19 protein-coding genes and 2 pseudogenes are annotated in these 19,620 nt (G+C 42.3%); 12 read left to right on the top strand and 9 right to left on the bottom strand.

Annotation, left to right across the window (positions count from 1 at the left end; translation table 11 throughout):
• Nucleotides 1-101: 101 nt before the first annotated feature.
• The 4 genes from F1560_RS18380 to F1560_RS18365 all read right to left on the bottom strand — a co-directional run bounded on the left by F1560_RS18380 (nt 102) and on the right by F1560_RS18365 (nt 2,309).
• Nucleotides 102-1,139, bottom strand: a complete 1,038-nt coding sequence (locus F1560_RS18380; RefSeq protein WP_149476100.1) for a DnaD domain-containing protein — start codon at nt 1,137-1,139, stop codon at nt 102-104.
• A gap of 98 nt (nt 1,140-1,237) precedes the next feature.
• On the bottom strand, nt 1,238-1,402 hold the full coding sequence (locus F1560_RS18375; RefSeq protein WP_149476099.1) for a YvrJ family protein: 165 nt from the start codon (nt 1,400-1,402) through the stop codon (nt 1,238-1,240).
• Nucleotides 1,403-1,478: 76 nt separating this feature from the next.
• A complete protein-coding gene (locus F1560_RS18370) occupies nt 1,479-1,697 on the bottom strand; it encodes a DUF2922 domain-containing protein (RefSeq protein WP_149476098.1) in 219 nt (72 codons plus the stop codon).
• Between the two features lie 387 nt (nt 1,698-2,084).
• A complete protein-coding gene (locus F1560_RS18365; protein WP_149476097.1) occupies nt 2,085-2,309 on the bottom strand; it encodes a DUF1659 domain-containing protein in 225 nt (74 codons plus the stop codon).
• Nucleotides 2,310-2,520: 211 nt separating this feature from the next.
• Here F1560_RS18365 and F1560_RS18360 point away from each other — a divergent pair, with 211 nt between their 5' ends.
• The 3 genes and pseudogenes from F1560_RS18360 to F1560_RS18350 all read left to right on the top strand — a co-directional run bounded on the left by F1560_RS18360 (nt 2,521) and on the right by F1560_RS18350 (nt 3,794).
• A complete protein-coding gene (locus F1560_RS18360) occupies nt 2,521-3,000 on the top strand; it encodes a GNAT family N-acetyltransferase (RefSeq protein ID WP_149476180.1) in 480 nt (159 codons plus the stop codon).
• A 23-nt stretch (nt 3,001-3,023) separates the two neighbouring features.
• A pseudogene (locus F1560_RS18355) lies at nt 3,024-3,400 on the top strand (alpha/beta hydrolase).
• Nucleotides 3,401-3,509: 109 nt separating this feature from the next.
• Nucleotides 3,510-3,794 carry an RNA polymerase alpha subunit C-terminal domain-containing protein gene (locus F1560_RS18350; RefSeq protein WP_149476096.1) on the top strand — a complete coding sequence of 95 codons (285 nt, stop codon included), beginning with the start codon at nt 3,510-3,512 and terminating at the stop codon, nt 3,792-3,794.
• A 76-nt stretch (nt 3,795-3,870) separates the two neighbouring features.
• Here the strand turns inward: F1560_RS18350 and F1560_RS18345 are convergent.
• A pseudogene (locus F1560_RS18345) lies at nt 3,871-4,011 on the bottom strand (YebC/PmpR family DNA-binding transcriptional regulator); the annotation flags it as partial.
• 628 nt (nt 4,012-4,639) lie between these two features.
• On the opposite strand from F1560_RS18345, the gene F1560_RS18340 reads away from it, so the two are divergent.
• From F1560_RS18340 to F1560_RS18300, 9 genes are all read left to right on the top strand, one after another.
• Nucleotides 4,640-5,353, top strand: a complete 714-nt coding sequence (locus F1560_RS18340; protein WP_149476094.1) for a phosphoadenylyl-sulfate reductase — start codon at nt 4,640-4,642, stop codon at nt 5,351-5,353.
• Nucleotides 5,354-5,410: 57 nt separating this feature from the next.
• Complete coding sequence (gene sat, locus F1560_RS18335; RefSeq protein WP_149476093.1) at nt 5,411-6,556, top strand: sulfate adenylyltransferase; 1,146 nt, start codon at nt 5,411-5,413, stop codon at nt 6,554-6,556.
• 25 nt (nt 6,557-6,581) lie between these two features.
• A complete protein-coding gene (locus F1560_RS18330; protein WP_149476092.1) occupies nt 6,582-7,658 on the top strand; it encodes a sulfate permease in 1,077 nt (358 codons plus the stop codon).
• 57 nt (nt 7,659-7,715) lie between these two features.
• Complete coding sequence (gene cysC, locus F1560_RS18325) at nt 7,716-8,321, top strand: adenylyl-sulfate kinase (protein ID WP_149476091.1); 606 nt, start codon at nt 7,716-7,718, stop codon at nt 8,319-8,321.
• An 87-nt stretch (nt 8,322-8,408) separates the two neighbouring features.
• Nucleotides 8,409-10,235, top strand: a complete 1,827-nt coding sequence (locus F1560_RS18320) for an assimilatory sulfite reductase (NADPH) flavoprotein subunit (protein ID WP_149476090.1) — start codon at nt 8,409-8,411, stop codon at nt 10,233-10,235.
• Between the two features lie 26 nt (nt 10,236-10,261).
• Nucleotides 10,262-11,983, top strand: a complete 1,722-nt coding sequence (gene cysI, locus F1560_RS18315; protein WP_149476089.1) for an assimilatory sulfite reductase (NADPH) hemoprotein subunit — start codon at nt 10,262-10,264, stop codon at nt 11,981-11,983.
• 113 nt (nt 11,984-12,096) lie between these two features.
• On the top strand, nt 12,097-13,581 hold the full coding sequence (gene cobA, locus F1560_RS18310) for a uroporphyrinogen-III C-methyltransferase (RefSeq protein ID WP_149476088.1): 1,485 nt from the start codon (nt 12,097-12,099) through the stop codon (nt 13,579-13,581).
• A 152-nt stretch (nt 13,582-13,733) separates the two neighbouring features.
• Nucleotides 13,734-14,510, top strand: coding sequence for a sirohydrochlorin chelatase (locus tag F1560_RS18305; RefSeq protein WP_149476087.1), 777 nt, complete (start codon nt 13,734-13,736; stop codon nt 14,508-14,510).
• Nucleotides 14,510-15,142 carry a precorrin-2 dehydrogenase/sirohydrochlorin ferrochelatase family protein gene (locus F1560_RS18300; protein ID WP_149476086.1) on the top strand — a complete coding sequence of 211 codons (633 nt, stop codon included), beginning with the start codon at nt 14,510-14,512 and terminating at the stop codon, nt 15,140-15,142. The genes F1560_RS18305 and F1560_RS18300 overlap by 1 nt, the downstream gene beginning before the upstream one ends.
• A gap of 109 nt (nt 15,143-15,251) precedes the next feature.
• Here the strand turns inward: F1560_RS18300 and F1560_RS18295 are convergent, their stop codons facing one another.
• From F1560_RS18295 to F1560_RS18280, 4 genes are all read right to left on the bottom strand, one after another.
• Nucleotides 15,252-15,971, bottom strand: a complete 720-nt coding sequence (locus F1560_RS18295) for a YebC/PmpR family DNA-binding transcriptional regulator (protein ID WP_149476085.1) — start codon at nt 15,969-15,971, stop codon at nt 15,252-15,254.
• A gap of 85 nt (nt 15,972-16,056) precedes the next feature.
• A complete protein-coding gene (locus F1560_RS18290; protein ID WP_149476084.1) occupies nt 16,057-17,259 on the bottom strand; it encodes an MFS transporter in 1,203 nt (400 codons plus the stop codon).
• Between the two features lie 324 nt (nt 17,260-17,583).
• A complete protein-coding gene (locus F1560_RS18285) occupies nt 17,584-18,591 on the bottom strand; it encodes a FecCD family ABC transporter permease (RefSeq protein ID WP_149476083.1) in 1,008 nt (335 codons plus the stop codon).
• Nucleotides 18,588-19,598, bottom strand: coding sequence for a FecCD family ABC transporter permease (locus F1560_RS18280; protein ID WP_149476082.1), 1,011 nt, complete (start codon nt 19,596-19,598; stop codon nt 18,588-18,590). Before F1560_RS18280 ends, F1560_RS18285 begins: the two co-directional genes overlap by 4 nt.
• Between the last annotated feature and the right edge of the window lie 22 nt (nt 19,599-19,620).

The following is a 19,620-nucleotide window of genomic DNA, read 5'->3' as shown; positions in this document are numbered from 1 at the left end:
GCCTCAAGGCTTGCACTCCAAAGTATAAGGGCTTCTAAGATAGTAAAGAGCGGTTTCGAAAGAATCCCTTTAACGAATGCCAAGTTTTCTAAGAATAAAAGTTAACCTCGATACGTCGCCAATCGCCTTTCTACATCCGCAAACAGCTCTTTGGAAGAATGGCTCGCTTTCTGAGTTTTCTCTTGCAATTGCTTCTCTTGTTGCTTTTGTTTTCGAAACCAATCTGGCACGACTTCTTCTGTAGGACCGTTGTTAAATGTAGACACACCACTCCCTTTTGGTTGCTGCTGTTGTTTACGAAATGCAATCTCTTCAGCGTCAGCCTGTTCCACGGTGGTAATTCCTTTTCGTATCCAACTTTGCAAGATGCCCTTCACATACGCCCAATTGCTTTTACCTTGTTCTAAGGTCCTTTTCATCGCATGTAAGAGCAAGGGTTCGCCAATTTCTTTAACCCAGTGCAATAAATCTTCCATGACAAATGGGTTGATCCTTCCAAAGTTTTCTTGGAAAAATTGCAGCGCGTCTATAGCAACTGTTTTGTCTTGTCTCGTTTGGTTTTGTTTCTGTTTAATTAAAGGGGCCGCTTCTCGGTCTGTAAGGTGGCCCGCTTGATGGTTCATACCTTGGTCTGTCGGGTGGTTCGCAAGGTAGACCATACTGTTATAAGGAGTTATATCGTGGCCTGCTTGGTGGTCCGCGCTGTGAACCACTTTTTCATCGTTTAGGCTACCATCTTGAAGCTCGTCTTTAGGTTGGTCAACAATGGGCTTCACTGTACTATCTATTGGATGATGTGCGTGTTCATTTTCTATAGTTGCATCAGCAAGCTCACTTTGATAAATTTCATTCTTGTCAAAAGAAAGTCGAACCATCCGATAGATTGGTGCCTGATTGCGGCTGCGAGATTGATAGTTGATATAACCTTTTTCTTTTAATTCTGTTCGTGCTCGTTTAAATGAGCTTTCCTTTAGTCCAGCTTTCACCCGCAATACGACACCAGATACTGTAAACTCTTCAATCCACATTGCCTTATTATTGATGTGCAGAAGGGCATGCCAAAGTGCAACTGCCGATGCCGAGAGGGGAATTCGTTCCATATGATTGTAAAATGCATTAATTTCTTTTATGTAATTCATTTGGTTTCATCCTTTCGTTTTCTCGTAATTTTTTAAAATTAGTTCTCAGCGTGCCTTTAAATTGAAAAAAAGGTACGCTGAGAATCAGAATCCGTCTGTTATGCTCCGTCCTTGTAGTAGGTTTTTCGTTCGTCCATCTTCTCAGGCAGTGCATGAATCGATGCTATCAGCTGATTCAGCTTTCCCTCGATGCGGTGCAGTAAATAGAACGTAACGGCAACCGGGAATCCGACTTCGGTCAGAAAAGCTATCCACGCTTCCATCATGTATTCCTCCTTTTATTAGCTTTTAAAAATAGGAATAGGACCAGCGGATTGCCCACTGGCCATATTCACTCGGTTATTGTTCTAAGTCGATGTCTTCGACCGTGTTCTCAACGATACGTGCACTATGCTTAGCAACTAAATCGCCGCCGCCCGATGTGAAGGCATTTTGCCCGATAATCGTATCCATTGCTGCATTAATAGCAGCTGGACTTACTGGTTCAACCGGCTTATCCAATGTGTACGTAACAATTTTCCCGTCTTGATTGGTGAATTTCAGTTCTAATCGACGCATGATCTACGCTCCTTTCTGTATAGATTTTTTTACCTAGATAAAAAAGTATTAAGTTTGGCTGTAACTATTTAATGCATCGAAACAGCTACGTCCGGCTCCAGCGCTTAAGCGTTAGCGAGACTTCCTTCACCTCCGTACGATAAAGAAGACTTGCCGACTGTCAAGACATGAGGCTTAGTCGCACTTATACCCTTGCGGTGAAATCGGGCATCGACTCTAGGTAAAAGGATGGCCGATTAAAATCAGGCTACGCCTAACATCGGCATACCCCTAAAGGGGCATGTTTCCTTTATCTCCTCCGTAAGAATGTTCGACAAGTCGAACCACCCCAAAGTTCGGGGCGCAGTCCGTACGTCGCTAATCGGGCGCTTCCGCTTTTGTTCTGAATTAACCTTCTCGAATGTCTGTCGTATCCCGACGGTTAATCGCATATAACGGGCGCTCCTGCAAGCTTACGAAAACGGTCGCAACGTCAAGTAATTGCTCTGCTGTCGCACTTGTTTTTACGTTGTTGAAGCTTTTGTTTTTTAAGATGGGTGATCCAGACTCAGAATCAATCCCGTCTTGTAGCACTAACTGCAGGGTAGACTTTGTTAGATCTGCAATTGCCATGTGTATCACCTCCATTCACAACTACAATCGAAAAAAAATGCGTTTAGGGGGTGAATTATTTTAATTTTTTTCGTGAAAAGGGAAAAAGGGTATTAACTACTACTGAGAAGAATGGATAATAGCGTGGAAGCTTCTGTGTTAAAATGAATTAAAAATCCTTTGGTGCGATTATCGGATTTAAGAAGAGGTGGAAAATATGGGGGTTGAAACAATGCGGATTCGTGAAATGGAAGAAAGGGATAACCAAGCAATGGAACAAATTATTAAACGGTCATTGGAGTCATTTGACTTAGACATTCCAGGTACAGCCTATTTCGATCCACAGCTGAGTAGTCTTGCACAATTTTACAAGAAACAAACACATGCTAAGTATTGGGTTGCAGTGAATGAACAAGATGAAGTGGTGGGTGGAGTGGGGATTGCCCCATTTGGACAAAAGAAGGGGATTTGCGAGTTGCAAAAGCTATACATTGCTTCTAGTGCTCAAGGAATGGGTCTGTCAAAGGAATTAATGAGAGTAGCGCTCGACTACGCAAAGGAGCACTATACACACTGTTACTTAGAGACATTGAAGAAACTGGAATCAGCTAATGCTCTATACAGCAAATTAGGCTTTCAACAACTTGAAAAAGCACTAGCAGGTTCAGAGCATAATGCGATGGAAGTTTGGTATATAAAAGAATTATCATAAAAGCAACTGGGGAGGAGAAAGCTATGGAAGTCATTGCTCCAAAGCCATTTACTTATAGAGGAGGGGGAGATAAGGCTGTTCTTCTATTACATGGTTTTACAGGCAATACAATGTGAGGTACTCGAACAACAAACCAATGCATGCGTTAAAAGAACTGCAACAAACCATTTTGGAAACGAGTAAGAAACTCGATTCGATTAAATCACCCACATTTTTAATCCAAGGCTCTCTCGATGATTCACTTTATAAGGAGAGCACATCTATTATTTATCAACAGGTAAAGACAGAAACTAAGCAATTAAAGTGGTATGAACAATCAGGACATATTATTACGTTAGGTGAAGAGCGTGAACAAGTTTGTGAAGATGTTTGTGCCTTTTTGGATTCGCTAAGCTGGTAGCACAGGACATAAACTTGAATGATTTGGTGCGTTTTATTATAATTTTACGCACGGATCTATTATCTGAAAAGCTTAACCAATAAATAGAAAGAGAGGAGGAGAAACGGAAATGACAGCTACAAAGAGAGTTTGTCCGAACGGGCATACGTATTATAAAAGCAGTGATTGCCGAACATGCCCGACTTGTGAAAAGGAACGAAAGCCAAAAGAAGGATTTTTATCGTTGCTTTCATCGCCTGCACGGAGCGCGTTAGAACATGAAGGAATAACAACCGTACAACAGCTATCAAATTTTACGGAGAAAGAGATTTTAAAGCTTCATGGCATGGGGCCGGCTTCCTTACCGAAGTTGAGAGCGGCTTTGGAGGCGGACGGTTTATCGTTTAAAAGTTAATGATAGATGGAATGAGATTAATTTTTGAAGAACAAAAAAAAGAGGCAAACCTCTAAACAGGCTCGCCTCTAACTATTTATTCTCCTAAATCCACATTATGGTAAACGTTTTGTACGTCCTCAAGATTCTCTAAAGCATTAATCATTTGTTCAAATTGTTCAAGATCTGCTTCAGGTAGCTCTACATCATTTTGTGAAAGCATTGTTAACTCTGTGACCGCCTTCAACGCCATTGGCCAGTTTTTTATAATTCTCCAATGTATCTACTAATAATATCTTTAATAACTGCTTTTTGCCCCGATAAGCCTGTCCGTATCTTAGAGTCCGGTTTATTTAAGAGCGGAGAATAATAGTGTCTTTCCCCCTGATTAAATCATATCATTAAGATAAGAATACCTTCCCAGTAAGTAAAAAAACGAGGGAGTGTTTAGGTAACCTTACGAATTTTTATACTCTCATCAAATTCACTTAACGCATAATTTTAAAAATTTCAAATTAGTATTGACAAAAGGTAAAATACTGGATAGAATACTATCAAACTAATAAATATTATCTTAATACTAGGAATTAGCCTTCCTCAAACTAATAATCGCGAGGAAGCAGGCATGACCAAAACCAAAGTAGTTGACAATTGGTTGTTAAAAGTTAAGGAACTATTAGATTCAAAACGGAAAGTAGTCCAACGGGAGAAAGTCAAAAAGTAATATTGAAGTAAAAACAAAAACAAAAAGAAACAACACTGCTGACTAGAAAACTAGAGGCGGCGTTCCTTTCAGAAGAAGTTCTGAAGGAACGGCGTCTTTTTTTATGGTCAGACATTATTCAAGAGAAAGAAGGTGAGTACGAATGAAGTTAGCTTATCAACAAGCAGCAGCCGAGGATTATGAAGCAATTAATCAAAAGCTGGAAAAAAAGGATAGCCTAGAGGTACTAAAGTGGGCGTATCAAGCCTATGGTGATGATATTGTTTATGCCTGCAGCTTTGGGGCAGAAGGCATGGTGCTGATAGATATGATTTATAAGGTAAAAAAGGAGGCTGCAATTGTCTTTTTAGATACCGACTTTCATTTTAAAGAAACGTATGAATTGATTGATCAAGTGAAGCAACGTTATCCAAGCTTAAGGATAGAGTTGACTAAACCTGGACTGACACCAGCAGAGCAGGCTGAGGCACATGGATCTGAACTATGGAAGGTGAACCCAGATCTATGTTGTAAAATTCGTAAGCTGATTCCTTTAGAGCAGGAATTAAATAAATATACTGCATGGATGTCTGGATTACGAAGAGAGCAATCATCAACTAGAGCAAACACCCAATTTGTCAATCAAGATCAACGCTTTCAATCTATTAAAATTTGTCCTTTGATTCACTGGACAGAAGAGGAAATCTGGATGTATATCAACTTACATCAGCTTCCTTACAATTCACTTCACGATAGGAATTATCCAAGTATCGGCTGTGAATATTGCACGAAACCTGTTCAGAAGGGGGAAGATCCAAGAAGTGGTAGGTGGGCGAATACAAATAAAACAGAATGTGGATTACATCAGCAAGGATAGGGTGCAGCACGGCTATATGATGAATGATGAAATCGATAACTATTGGAGGTAATTTTTATGGCAGCTATTTCACCGCATGGAGGTACATTGATTCAACGTTACGAACCAGATTACGATATCACAGGGATTGCACAGGAGCTGGAATTAGATTCCTTTGCCTTGTCAGATTTAGAGTTAATCGGTATAGGGGCATTCAGTCCATTAATCGGGTTTATGGGAAAAGCAGATTATGAGGTTGTAGTCAGAAATATGCATTTAGCAGATGGAACGGCTTGGAGTATTCCAATCACTTTACCTATTACAGAAGAGGCAGCAGGTACATTGGAAATTGGAAAACAAGCAAAGCTCCTCTATAACAATGAAGTTTACGGTGTGATAGAGGTTACCGAAATATATGAGCCGAATAAATTGGCAGAGGCAGAGCAGGTATATCAAACAACGGATAAGGATCATCCAGGAGTGAAGAAGCTGTTCGAGCGCCCTGATTACTATATAGCTGGACCAATTACTTTAATAAAACGGTTACCGCGTAATCGTTTTGAAACGTATTATCTTGATCCAAAAGAGACAAGAGCACAGTTTGATAAGCTCGGCTGGAGTCGGGTTGTCGGCTTCCAGACAAGGAACCCTGTTCACCGTGCACATGAATATATTCAGAAATCTGCATTGGAAATTGTTGATGGTCTTTTCCTAAATCCACTAGTTGGAGAAACCAAAGCAGACGATATCCCAGCGGATGTGAGAATGGAGAGCTATGAGGCACTTTTAGCGAAATACTATCCTCGCGACCGGGTATTTTTAGCGGTGTTTCCAGCTGCAATGCGTTATGCAGGCCCGAGAGAAGCTATTTTCCATGCACTTGTACGTAAGAATTATGGCTGCACGCATTTTATTGTTGGGAGGGATCATGCAGGTGTCGGGAATTATTATGGAACCTATGATGCTCAATTGATTTTCAGGAACTTTACGGAAGAAGAGCTCGGCATTATCCCGTTATTTTTTGAACATAGTTTTTATTGTAAAGCGTGCGGAAATATGGCATCAACGAAAACATGTCCTCATGATAAAGAAGATCATGTAATTTTATCCGGAACAAAGGTACGAGAGATGCTAAGCAATGGAATTACTCCTCCTTCTGAATTCAGCAGGAAAGAAGTGGTTGAGGTGCTGATCCGGGGAATGAAGAAACAAGTAAATGTGTAGGTAAGAGGGAGAGAGGTGTGGCATCATGCTAATTGCTGTTGCCTTTATAATTGCGCTATTTTTTGCCATGAACATTGGAGCCAGTGGAACGGCTGCTTCCATGGGGCCTGCCTATGGAAGTGGGGCGATTCCTAAGAAACGAGTTGCAATGATTCTTGTCAGTATTTTTGCATTATTAGGTGCATTATCTGGTGGAGAAGTTGTTCGGACAATTGGTAATGGCATTATTCCTGCTGAAGTGCTTGATGTGGAGATTGTTGTGATTGTATTAGGTGCTGCTTGTATGACCTTATTCATTGCGAATCTGGTGGGAATTCCATTATCCACCAGCGAGGTGGTTGTCGGGGCAATTGTGGGAGTAGGTATTGCGTACCAATCCGTGTTTTTGGATCGGTTGCTGGTGATCGTTTCATTTTGGCTCATTACTCCTTTTGCTGCCTTTTTGATTGGACTGATCTTTGGAAAATGGATACGTTATGCTGAAAACCGTTGGCCGGAGCTAACTGGGCTTGGGAAATGGAAGAGGCCGCTGGCTTTTTTACTTATCGCTGCCGGCTGTATGGAGGCTTACGCCGCGGGGATGAATAATGTTGCCAATGCAGTTGGTCCTTTAGTTGGTGTAGGACTGTTAGACGTGACGACAGCTGTTTTACTTGGCGGAATCTTTGTATCACTTGGTGCTGTGTTGCTCGGAGGTAGAGTGTTAGAAACAAACGGGAAAAAAATTACGAAACTTTCCTTACTGCAAGGCAGTGCCGTTTCCTTAACTGGAGGAAGTTTAGTAATTACAGCATCCATTTTCGGCCTGCCGGTACCGCTGACACAAATAACGACATCTGCCATTGTTGGTATTGGTACAGCAGACAGAGGATTTCACATATGGCAGCAAGGTATTATCAAACAAATTATCAAGGTATGGGTTGTGTCGCCTGTTTTCTCCCTTGTTATCTCGTATGGACTTATTCTTCTATTCAAGCAAGCAGATTACTATTCACTTGTCGTGATTACTTCGGTTTTCATTGCGACGGCTGGCTTTTATAGTCTCTATATGTCCAGTCGAGCGGAGCGTCGCTCGACCTATGACGATGGCGGGGGCATTTAACAGGTTAAAGGTTAGTAAGTTTATAAGAATAATGTATTAAATATAGGTGGTGTTTATATGAAACAGGAAACAAATCATATTGTTTGGCATGAAACAGCAGTAAAAAAAGAAGATCGGCAGGAGCGGAATAGGCATGGTAGCTATATCCTATGGTTCACTGGACTTTCAGGAGCAGGTAAGTCGACATTAGCTAACGCTTTGGAGCACCATCTGTTTAAGCAAGGTCTAAATAGCTATGTGCTGGATGGCGATAATGTTCGACACGGCTTAAATCAAGGGCTTGGCTTTAGCGAAGACGACCGCAAGGAGAATATAAGGCGAATTGGAGAGGTGGCAAAGCTGTTTGTTGATGCAGGTTTAATTGTTTGCACCGCATTTATTTCTCCGTTTGCAGAAGATCGCAACCGTGTCCGGGCATTAGTGCAGAAGGATGAATTTATTGAAATTTATGTGCGCTGCCCGCTGGAAGCCTGCGAAGACCGTGATCCAAAAGGCTTGTACAGAAAAGCGCGTACAGGTGAAATCAGTAATTTAACAGGAATCAGCTCCCCATATGAGGAGCCGTTGCATCCAGAATTGGTTATTGACTCTGACCAAGATTCAATCGAGGTATGTGTGGACAAAATTATCGCATTTTTAAAAGAAAGAAATCTTTTGCCCTGAGAAAGTAGGTTCCTAAGTTAGGTGCTGATGTAATAAAGGTGCTTGTTTGGAAACCGATAAAAATTAATTTTTGTGAGGTAGATATCGTTGCAATTTCAAGTGAACAATAGTCCTTTTAATCAAGAGCAAGTTGAACTGCTCAATGTTCTTTTACCAACACTGTCACAAACACAGCAAATCTGGCTGGGCGGTTATCTCTCTGCTTTGAAAAATGTCGGTCCAGATGTTTCAACAGCGGACTTAGCTGCTGTCGGTTCTCCATCTGCGAGTGAAAACGAGGCTCATCCTGTGGAAATAACCGTCCTCTTTGGCTCGCAAACAGGAAATTGTCAGGAATTAGCGGCAGGAATGTCTAGACAGCTAGAGGAAAGAGGTTTTAAAGTTGCACTCACCTCAATGAATGACTTTAAAGCAAATGCACTTAAAAAAATTCAAAATTTACTTGTTGTTGTCAGTACACAAGGAGAGGGAGACCCGCCGGATACTGCTATCCAATTCAAAGAATTTCTTTATGGACGCCGGGCTCCAAAGTTGGAGAATCTAAACTATTCAGTCTTGGCCTTAGGAGACAGCTCTTATGAACTTTTCTGTGAAACAGGCAAACAGTTTGATGAACGATTAGCGGAATTAGGAGCTACAAGGCTTACTAATCGCATTGATTGTGATTTAGATTATGACGATCCGGCTGCAGAATGGTTTGAGGAAGTATTAAGCAAATTCGCTGAATCTCAGGTATCTGTTCAGGTTCAGCCAGATGCCATCGTTTCAGGAGGGACCGAAGCATCAGCATTTTCGCGGACAAATCCGTTCGATGCAGAAATCTTTGAAAGTATGAACTTGAATGGACGCGGGTCCAATAAAGAAACCTATCATATGGAGTTATCACTAGAAGGGTCGAACATCCATTATGAGCCGGGAGACAGTATCGGTATTTATCCTGAAAATGATCCAAATATTGTCGATTTGCTTATCGAAGAAACTGGCTGGGATCCAAATGGGCTTATCCCGATCAACAAGAAAGGGGAAGAAGTTCCATTACAAGAAGCATTGCGAAATAATTTTGAAATTACAGTATTAACGAAGCCATTATTGCAAAAGATTGCTGCATTTACACAGAACCCGGAGCTGCAACATTTAGTGGAGCCTGGGAATGAAGCAGCTGTAACTGAATATATCCATGGTCGTGATTTATTAGATTTGGTTCATGATTATTCGCTTACGGGCCTGCCGGCTAGTGAATTTTTGCCATTATTACGCAAAATGCCGCCGCGGCTTTACTCGGTAGCCAGCAGTTTAAAGGCGAATCCAGATGAAGTTCATTTAACGGTTGGTACAGTCCGCTATGAAACGCATGGCCGGGAGCGTAATGGCGTTTGTTCGGTTCAATGTGCGGACCGTAAAAATCCAGGAGAAACGTTATCCATTTATGTTCATAAAAACCCGAACTTCAAGCTGCCGGAAGATTCAAGCAAACCGATCATTATGATCGGTCCTGGAACAGGTATCGCACCATTTCGTTCCTTTGTTGAAGAACGTGAAGTTACGGAGGCAGAAGGAAAGTCATGGCTCTTCTTTGGAGATCAGCATTTTGTCACCGATTTCCTTTACCAAACGGATTGGCAACGTTGGCTGAAGGATGGCGTTTTAACTAAAATGGATGTTGCTTTTTCACGCGATAGAGCAGAGAAAGTGTATGTTCAGCACCGCATGCTAGAGCACAGCAAGGAGCTTTATCAGTGGTTAGTAGAAGGTGCAACTGTCTATGTATGTGGTGACGAGAAGAACATGGCAAGTGATGTTCACGATACGTTACTGACAATCATTGAACGTGAAGGAAGTTTCAGTACCGAAGAGGCACATGCCTATTTAGCTAAAATGCAGCAGGAGAAGCGTTATCAGCGAGATGTCTACTAAGGAGTAAGGAGAAGGGAGAAAGAGAAATGACAAATGATAAACCGATTCACGCAAAGGACGGACCACCCAGTGATGTGGAACGGATCAAAAGAGAGAGTAATTATTTACGTGGAACATTAACGAAAACAATGGATAATCGATTAAGTGCAGGAATTCCAGATGATGATAATCGGTTAATGAAGTTTCATGGAAGTTATTTACAGGATGACAGGGATTTACGTACGGAACGACAACGACAGAAGCTTGAGCCTGCTTATCAATTTATGGTACGTGTCCGTGTGCCGGGAGGAGTTGCAACACCGGAGCAATGGCTGGTCATTGATGAATTAGCCCGTAAATATGGGAATCAGACAATTAAATTGACAACAAGACAAGCGTTCCAAATGCATGGAATTCTAAAATGGAATATGAAATCAAGTGTAAAGCGTATTAATGATGCGTTGATGGATACACTTGCCGCTTGTGGAGATGTAAACAGAAACGTTATGTGTAACCCGAATCCAGATCAATCCGAGGTGCACGCAGAGGTCTATGAATGGTCTAGGGTTCTAAGTAACTATCTTTCCCCTCGCACGAATGCTTACCACGAAATTTGGCTTGATGGCGAGAAGGTCGTCGATTCCAAAGAAAGTGAAGAAGTGGAACCAATGTATGGGGCGGTCTATTTACCAAGGAAGTTTAAGATTGGTATAGCTGTCCCGCCATCGAATGATGTGGATATCTTTTCACAGGATTTAGGTTTCATTGCTGTCTTAGAGGATGACCGCCTACAAGGTTTCAATATTTCAGTGGGCGGTGGGATGGGTATGACGCACGGTGATACCAATACCTACCCGCAGTTAGGAAGAATAATCGGTTTCTGCAAGCCTGAGCAAATTTCTGATGTGGCGGAAAAAATCATTACCATTCAACGAGACTATGGAAATCGTTCAGAAAGAAAATATGCACGCTTCAAATATACCATTGATGCCCGTGGGCTCGATTGGTTGAAAAGTGAGCTTCATGAACGGTTAGGATGGGAACTCGATGAAGCTCGTGACGTCCATTTTGATCATACCGGTGATCGCTATGGCTGGGTAAAGGGAATCAAGAACCACTGGCATTTAACCCTGTTTATCCAAAATGGGCGAATCCAAGATAAAGATGATTATCAGCTTATGACAGGATTACGTGAAGTTGCCAAAGTCCATACCGGAGATTTTCGTTTGACGGCTAACCAAAACCTGATTATTGGAAATGTCTCTAGCCAGCAGAAAAAGAAGATTGTCGAACTTGTCGAGAAGTATGGTCTGTTAGACGGAAAGCAACAATCTGCACTGCGGCGAAATTCAATGGCTTGTGTGGCATTCCCAACCTGTGGATTGGCAATGGCTGAATCAGAGCGTTACTTGCCTTCATTAGTTGAGAAAATTGAAGCGTTGCTCGAACAAGAGGGCCTTCGTGATGAAGAAATTGTGATTCGGATGTCGGGTTGCCCAAATGGCTGTTCACGACCAGCATTAAGTGAAATCGGCTTTATTGGAAAAGCACCTGGAAAGTATAACATGTACTTAGGTGCAGGATTTGCCGGTGAGCGTTTAAATAAGCTGTATCGTGAGAGCATTGGAGAAAAAGAAATTTTAGAGACCTTACAGCCAATCATTCAGCATTATGCGAAGGAACGCCTAGACGGGGAACATTTTGGTGATTTTGTCATTCGAGCAGGATATGTGAAAGCTGTTACCTCCGGATTAGACTTTCACGATTAATCGTCTGGCATTGGAAAAATCCTAAATAGGGAGGCAGGGGGCACTTTTCTGCTTTCCTTTTATTTCATTATAGAAAAAGAAAATTAAAGAGAGAAAAGAGGGTTAAACAAACGATGGGAAAACAAGGATGTGTCTATCTGATCGGAGCAGGCCCCGGAGATATTGGGTTATTAACATTAAAAGGCTATACGTATTTACAGCGTGCGGATGTCGTTTTATACGACAGACTTGTGAACCCTCTCTTACTGGAATGGGCTCCACCTCAAGCTGAATTTATTTATTGTGGGAAGATGCCAAAGAAACACATACTGCGTCAAGAAGCTATTAATGATTTATTAGTGCAGCATGGTTTAGAAGGAAAGAATGTTGTACGTTTGAAGGGCGGCGATCCAAGTGTGTTTGGGAGGGTCGGTGAAGAAGTGGAGGTACTTAAAAATGCAGGTGTTGCCTATGAAATTGTTCCAGGAATCACGGCAGGAATCGGGGCTGCTGCCTATGCAGATGTTCCGGTTACACATCGCGAGCATAGTCACTCTTTTGCTGTTATAACAGGGCACGATAAGTCCCCGTCGGGAGAGCCATTGATTGATTGGCAAGCCTTGGCTAAAGGGATTGATACGATTGCGTTTTATATGGGATTAGCCAATCTTCCTTATATTGCAGATCAGCTTATCTCCCATGGCCGCTCGTCGGAAACGCCGGTTTTACTGATTCAGTGGGGAACGACGGGAAAGCAGAGAACGCTGCAAGGAAGCCTTGCAACTATTGTAGAACGGGCAAAAGCAGAACAATTTAAAAATCCTGCCATTATATTAGTCGGAGAGGTAAGTAAACTGAAAAAAGGAGAAAGTTGGTTTGAAAGCCAGCCATTATTTAGCCAGCATTTGCTGCTCGGTCGAACAAATGAAGAACCAAGTGAGATAGGTGAGCATCTAAGAGACAAGGGAGCAGAAGTATTCGAGTTTCCCCGAATGCAGGTGAAGAAGTATCGGCTCACCGAAGCCAATATGGCTACTGACCGAGATCTACTCTTCCTGTCACCAGCAAGTGTAGAGGTATTCTTTGAGTCACTACAGAGAAATAAAATCGATATCCGCACCATTCAAGGAAATCTGTATGGCTTGTCGAAAAAAACAATAATGGCTCTGGAAGCATATCATTGTCGGGCAGAAGAAATCGCTGACCGGACTTCAAATGATTCTCGGTTGTTGATATTTGGTGATACCAGCTGGGCAGATCTGGAAGAAGAGCGTGAGCGTTTCGCATTGGAACATGATTTTATCATCACGCATGCATATGACCGTGTGCATCAAACCGAGCATACCTTCAGCCGACTCCGGGATGAAGAGCGGATTGATACGATTATTTTTCCCAATGCTCGTTCTGTCGAGACAGTGACTGCAGGGCTTCAGGCGTGCGGGGAGTCGCCATCTGTTATCAGTCGTCACGCACGTGTGATTTGTTTCGGGGGAAAATCGAAGCAGGCTGCCACGAACGCAGGCTATTCAGTGCATACAGTGCTGGCCCGCCCATCAGAAGATGCCTTGTTTGAAGAACTCTTAAAGAAAGAAGCTCCACATGCAGTCGTTTTATCCTAAAAATATTGTGGCAACTAACTATCATGCAAATACAAATTCCCATTCATTGGATGGAATAAATTCTAGTTCAGACGGATTATCATTCTGTCTAAACTAACCCCGCTTATTGGAACAGGGATTTTATAGAACATGGAAGAAGAAGGTGAAGTCGAATGCAGGCCATTTTATATATTGGACATGGAAGCCGGGTACAGCGAGGAAATGAGGAGCTATTAGCTTTTGTTGATAAGGCGAAGGAAAGAAATCCGCAAATCAAGATTCAAGAAACTTGTTTTATTGAGCTTGCTTCACCACTGATTCAAACGGGTATCGACAACTGTATCCAACAGGGAGCAACACAGATTGCCGTAGTGCCTGTCCTCCTGCTCCGTGCAGGTCATGCAAAGCTAGACATTCCAAAAGAAATAGAAGGGGCAAAAAAGCGATATCCAGCCGTTAAGTTTTCTTATGGAAAGGTAATGGGGGTCGATCCTGCCATGATTGATTTACTGAGCGTTCGCCTCGGAATGCGCGGTGTTCCGCAAACAAGCAGAGCGCCAATTTACGAAGAACGTGAATCGGCTTCTGTGTTACTTGTCGGTCGTGGCAGCAGTGATCCGGATGCCAATAGTGATCTTACCAAAATTGCACGCTTACTATGGGAGGCTGCCCCGGTAAAAGAGGTAACTACCTGCTATCTTGCTGCAACACACCCAACTTTGGATGAAGGACTGGAGCAGCTGGTTCATGGTCCTTATTCTCGTGTATTTGTTGTGCCATATTTGTTATTCTCCGGTGTATTGATGAGAGAACTGCGTCAAAAATTAGATGAATTATCCAAGCGAACAGATAAACAATTTATTCTCTGCCCGTATTTAGGCTTCGATGACCAGCTCGTGAATGTCTTAGTTGACCGGGTCAATAAATTACTTGAGGAGCAGGTCAGCTGATGCGAATCCCTGTCCTGTTAGAAATAGCAAATAAAACAGTGATTGCAGTTGGCGGAGGAGTAGTTGCAGCAAGAAGAGTGCCACCGTTGTTAGATGCTGGTGCGGATATAACCCTTATTGCCCCAGCGCTTCATCCTGTTTTACAGCAATTGTATGAAAGCGGGCAGATTCAATGGCAGGCAAGAGAGGCGTATGTGAATGAGCAGTTTAATAGCAGGCTGCTTCTGTTAATGACAGAAAAGGAAGAGCTGAATCAGGCACTTTATGAAAAAAAACAGCCACACCAGCTTGTTTATCTAGCAAATGATGCGCAGAAAAGTGATCTTCATTTTCCTGCTGTTCTGCAAAAAGGACAATTAACCATTGCTGTGTCTACGAACGGAGCCAGCCCTATTTATGCAAAACGACTGCGAAATAAGCTGGCCGATCAGCTCCCTGCTGATATCGAAGGGGATCTCGATTTCCTTGATCAAGCACGAAAAAGAATTATTGCGCATCCCTTGAAGCCGAAGCAGAGGAAACAACTGCTGGAACAAATTACAACGGAAGAATTTCTAAGGCAGGAGAACCGGCAGAACCAGTTTGATAAGCTACTTGAGATTTTGAAGGAAGAAACAAGTAACTATCAATAAAACTCTATATCAATCGGCATCCGTGCTTGGGTATTCCTGCAAAAATCACTAGTGTTCTCTACCTAAAAAACAAAAAAGAGGCAAACCTAAATGGCTCGCCTCTAATGATTTATTCTCCTAAATCGACGTTATGATAAACGTTTTGCACGTCTTCTAGATCCTCTAATGCGTCAATCATTTGTTCAAATTGTTCCAGATCGGCTTCAGGAAGCTCTACATCATTTTGCGCGAGCATTGTTAGCTCTGCAACTGTGAATTCGGTAATGCCAATGGATTTGAATGCTTCCTGTGCTGCATGGAACTGGTCTGGCTCCGTATAAACAATCACAGATTCATCTTCTTCTGCGATATCACGGACGTCAACATCTGCTTCCATCAACAGTTCAAGCACTTCATCCTCTGTTTTTCCTTCTACACCGAAGACAGCTGCATGATCAAACATATAAGCTACAGATCCACTGACACCCATATTACCACCATTTTTACCAAACGCAGCACGGACTTCCGATGCGGTGCGGTTGACATTATTGGTTAGTGTGTCAACAATAACCATTGATCCGTTCGGGCCGAAGCCCTCATAACGATTTTCGTCATAATTTTCTTCTGAACCGCCTTTTGCCTTTTCAATCGCGCGATCGATGATATGCTTCGGTACGCTATATGTTTTAGCTCGTTCGAGCACTACTTTTAAAGCTTGATTGGATTCGGGGTCTGGCTCACCAAGTTTTGCAGCGACATAGATTTCCCGGCCGAATTTTGCATAGATTCGACTTGTATTCTTATCCTTTGATGCTTTCTTTTCTTTAATATTATTCCATTTACGTCCCATTTGGACCACTCACTTTCTGTGTGTCTATATAAAACTATAAAACTTTTAGAGGCATATTTCCAGATTTTTTTTCGGAAAATCATTTCTAGTATTCGGATGCATGCCCCTCGACAATTATTCGATCCTTTTTTCCATGTAGAAAATAGTACAGAATCATGATAACTAGAACCGTTATGCCTAATAAGACATAAAGCGATCGATAGCCTGTAAATGGAATGATGAACCCGAGTAAGTATGGGCCAAACCCAAGTCCTGCATCAAGAAAAATAAAAAAGGTAGAGGTTGCAAGCCCCATATGATGTGGCGGGGTTAATTTAACGGCAATCGCCTGCGAACCAGATTGCAAATTACCAAAGCCAAGGCCAATTAGTGCACCTGCTACTAATAAAGTAAATCCGCTAGTAGCGGTACTTAAAAGCAGCATCCCACCAGCAAAAATGATGAGGGCAGGATACATGACTATATTTGCGCCTTTTAAATCCATTAAACGTCCTGTTATTGGGCGTGATATCAAAACAGCAATTGAATAAACGAGGAAGAAGAAGCTAGCTGCTTCCACAAGATCGATATCAATAGCGTAGAAATTAATGTAGGAGAGCACACTGGAATAACAAAAAGCAATTAAGAGCGTAATGCAAGCAATTGGAAATGCTTTTGGCTCAACAAAGTTTGAAATTTTAAAGCCTTTTGTTTCCCCTGGTGTAGGCTCCTCTTGTGATTCCATTACCCGCACGAATAAGGCGATGAATATATTGATGATACCTAATACAAGACAGAAAGCAAAAATGACTGGGAAGGTTGTTTGTTGAACCATGAGCAAGCCAATAAACGGACCAATGGCAGTAGCTAGTGTTGCACTCATACTAAAATAGCCGATACCTTCTGCTTTACGTGATGTTGGAATGGTTTCCGCAATAATGGTACCAGCTGCCGTACTAGCCATCCCTGCCACAATTCCGTGTATGAGGCGTGTAATTAAAAGAAAGCTAATACCAAAATTCAAGAAATAAAAGGACGTGGCAAGAACACATAGGATAAGGCCGATCATCAATGTCCGTTTACTTCCAATAGAGTCAATATAGCGTCCCGTAAATAATCTTCCAACTAAGGATCCGATAATAAACATCCCTGTAATAAGTCCAGCCGTACTTGTCGAAGCATGATACGCATCTACTGCGTAAATTCCGATCGTTACGACGAGTAAGTAAAAGACAAGCGTTAAGAAAAAGTTAACGACAGAAGTGATCGTAAAATCCTTCGTCCATAGCTTTGGTCTAGATTGTTTCAATGTTGTTTCTCCTTTCGTTATATATACGCACATAAAATAGTTTTTTAGAATAACTAAATAATATATCATAAATTGGATGATACGTATAGGGGACGGAATTCCTGGATAATCTCGGTTGAAGAAGCGACCTGCTCGGAAAAAGCATGTAATCGCTCGTCTTGGCCCAAGTGATGCTCTGAAAAATAGGTAACCGCTCAATCTTGTCCAGGCACTGCTTGGACGACATACGTTTACGCTCGCTTTTGTGAAACCCCAATCGACCTGTACGCTCTTCACCAAAACAAAAAACTGACAGTCTCAGGTCAAGACTGTCAGCCATACTTTCTATTTCCGTAACAATAAATACATAAAATACGGTGCTCCAATAAGAGCAACGACAATCCCTGCTGGAATGCCGTCAGGGGAGACGAGGTTTCTTCCGATGGTATCTGCAATTAACAGTAACCATCCTCCTAATAATATCGCTACTGGTATAAATAGTTGATTGCGCGGCCCGACTAGCGATTTTGCAATATGCGGTGCCATTAGTCCGACAAATGCAATTCCACCAGTAACGGAAACAGCTGAAGCAGCCAGTGCTACGGCAGTGAAGAGTAAAAGAAGACGTTCTTTTTTTACGGCGACGCCAACACCGATTGCGACCGGTTCGTTCAGGGCAAGAATGTTTAAGCGATTTGCCTTATACAGTGCATACGGGATGAAAATGAGTAGCCACGGTAATATTGCCAAAATAAATGGCCAGTCCGTTCCCCATATATTTCCGGCTAGCCATTTCGCGATAAAGCTAACCTTTGCACGCTCTTGTGATGAAATTAGGACAATCATAATACCAGATAACGCTAGTGAAAAACCAACACCAATAATAATCATGCGTGTCGGATTGAGCGGTTGTTTTTTCTCATAGGAAAAAATATAGATAAGCAGGGCAGTGAGAAATGCCCCAATAAAGGCAACTACTGGCAGCAAGTAAACAAATGTACCAGATTGCACGGGATAAAATAAAAAGAAAATCGCTACTGCCACCCCGGCACCAGAATTGATCCCGATAATTCCTGGGTCAGCAAGATCATTACGTGTTAGCCCTTGAAGAATTGCTCCTGAGAGAGCAAGCGCCATTCCAGCTAGAACGGTAATGATAATTCTTGGCAAACGAATAGAAAATAAAATAAAAGACTCCTTAAATGATCCGGCACCAAACAAGGTTGGAAGAATCCGGTCATAGGATAATGCAGCATCTCCAATTCCCATGCTGATCATAACAGTGAGTATAATCAAAACTGCTAATAAACATAGAACGATGCGTTGCTTTTTAATTAACGTCGGATGAATCATGTGAATGCCCTCCCACCTTTACGGATAATGAGTAGGAAGAAGGGGAGACCCATAACCGAAATAATAGCTACAATCGGTGTTTCCCATGGAGCATTGATGGTACGAGCGAGTGTATCAGCAAGAAGCATTAGAATTGCTCCAACAAAGGCAGACATTGGTAAGATATAACGGTAATCTGTACCAACGATTGCTCGAACAATATGTGGAACCATTAAACCGATGAAGGCCATATTTCCAACCAATGCGACCGCTGCACCTGCTAGTAGAATAATGATGACAAAAAGAACCGCCTTAATTTGTGCTGTCTTTTGTCCAAGTCCAACAGCAACTTCCTCATTTAAACTTAAAATGGTTAACTGTCTGGAAAGACCGATTGCAATGAGCATGCTTGCCACAATAAATGGCACTATGATTTGCAACTGCCCCCATGTTGTGCCGATTAGCCCTCCAGCAGTCCACATGGATACCTCTTTTGATACGTTAAAATAAATTCCAATACCTTCCGAAATGGCTTGAAGGAACGCTGATACTGCCGCTCCAGCAAGGATAATTTTGAACGGGGAAAAAGCCCCGCGCTTAATGGCACTAATCCCGAACACCATCCCTGCTCCAATTGCAGCACCAAGAAAGCATGCAAGCATGGTTCCGAAATAATTGAGAGATGGTAACAGTACAATTGCAACCGCAAGTGCAGCGTTTGCTCCTGCTGTTAGTCCAAGTAACCCAGGATCTGCTAGCGGATTTCGCGTCATGCCTTGCATGATCGCACCAGCGATAGATAATGCTGCTCCAACAAATACAGCAGCTATCTCTCGTGGTAAGCGAATTTCCCGAATAATGGAAATGTCACTTCCCTCCGCATTGGAGGCAAGTGACAACCACACATCTTTTACTTGAATATTGGCAGCTCCATAAACAATGGATACAATAAATGTCCCGACAAAGAGCAGGAGGACTGTTATCATTTTATAACGAAAGGGTATCGACGTTTTCGTTTCCTTTTTCATAAGTGACTCATCTTTTCTCTTC

The sequence above is a fragment of the Oceanobacillus polygoni genome, assembly GCF_008304605.1.
In the GTDB taxonomy this organism is placed as follows: domain Bacteria; phylum Bacillota; class Bacilli; order Bacillales; family Amphibacillaceae; genus Oceanobacillus; species Oceanobacillus polygoni.
This window is presented reverse-complemented; position numbering and strand designations above follow the sequence as displayed.

Coding starts and splice junctions, on each gene's coding strand:
- F1560_RS18380 (WP_149476100.1), bottom strand. CDS start 1,139: ATGAATTACATAAAAGAAATTAATGCATTTTACAATCATATGGAACGA.
- F1560_RS18340 (WP_149476094.1), top strand. CDS start 4,640: ATGAAGTTAGCTTATCAACAAGCAGCAGCCGAGGATTATGAAGCAATT.
- F1560_RS18360 (WP_149476180.1), top strand. CDS start 2,521: ATGCGGATTCGTGAAATGGAAGAAAGGGATAACCAAGCAATGGAACAA.
- F1560_RS18350 (WP_149476096.1), top strand. CDS start 3,510: ATGACAGCTACAAAGAGAGTTTGTCCGAACGGGCATACGTATTATAAA.
- cysC (WP_149476091.1), top strand. CDS start 7,716: ATGAAACAGGAAACAAATCATATTGTTTGGCATGAAACAGCAGTAAAA.
- F1560_RS18280 (WP_149476082.1), bottom strand. CDS start 19,598: ATGAAAAAGGAAACGAAAACGTCGATACCCTTTCGTTATAAAATGATA.
- F1560_RS18375 (WP_149476099.1), bottom strand. CDS start 1,402: ATGGAAGCGTGGATAGCTTTTCTGACCGAAGTCGGATTCCCGGTTGCC.
- F1560_RS18330 (WP_149476092.1), top strand. CDS start 6,582: ATGCTAATTGCTGTTGCCTTTATAATTGCGCTATTTTTTGCCATGAAC.
- sat (WP_149476093.1), top strand. CDS start 5,411: ATGGCAGCTATTTCACCGCATGGAGGTACATTGATTCAACGTTACGAA.
- F1560_RS18365 (WP_149476097.1), bottom strand. CDS start 2,309: ATGGCAATTGCAGATCTAACAAAGTCTACCCTGCAGTTAGTGCTACAA.
- F1560_RS18305 (WP_149476087.1), top strand. CDS start 13,734: ATGCAGGCCATTTTATATATTGGACATGGAAGCCGGGTACAGCGAGGA.
- cysI (WP_149476089.1), top strand. CDS start 10,262: ATGACAAATGATAAACCGATTCACGCAAAGGACGGACCACCCAGTGAT.
- F1560_RS18295 (WP_149476085.1), bottom strand. CDS start 15,971: ATGGGACGTAAATGGAATAATATTAAAGAAAAGAAAGCATCAAAGGAT.
- cobA (WP_149476088.1), top strand. CDS start 12,097: ATGGGAAAACAAGGATGTGTCTATCTGATCGGAGCAGGCCCCGGAGAT.
- F1560_RS18300 (WP_149476086.1), top strand. CDS start 14,510: ATGCGAATCCCTGTCCTGTTAGAAATAGCAAATAAAACAGTGATTGCA.
- F1560_RS18370 (WP_149476098.1), bottom strand. CDS start 1,697: ATGCGTCGATTAGAACTGAAATTCACCAATCAAGACGGGAAAATTGTT.
- F1560_RS18285 (WP_149476083.1), bottom strand. CDS start 18,591: ATGATTCATCCGACGTTAATTAAAAAGCAACGCATCGTTCTATGTTTA.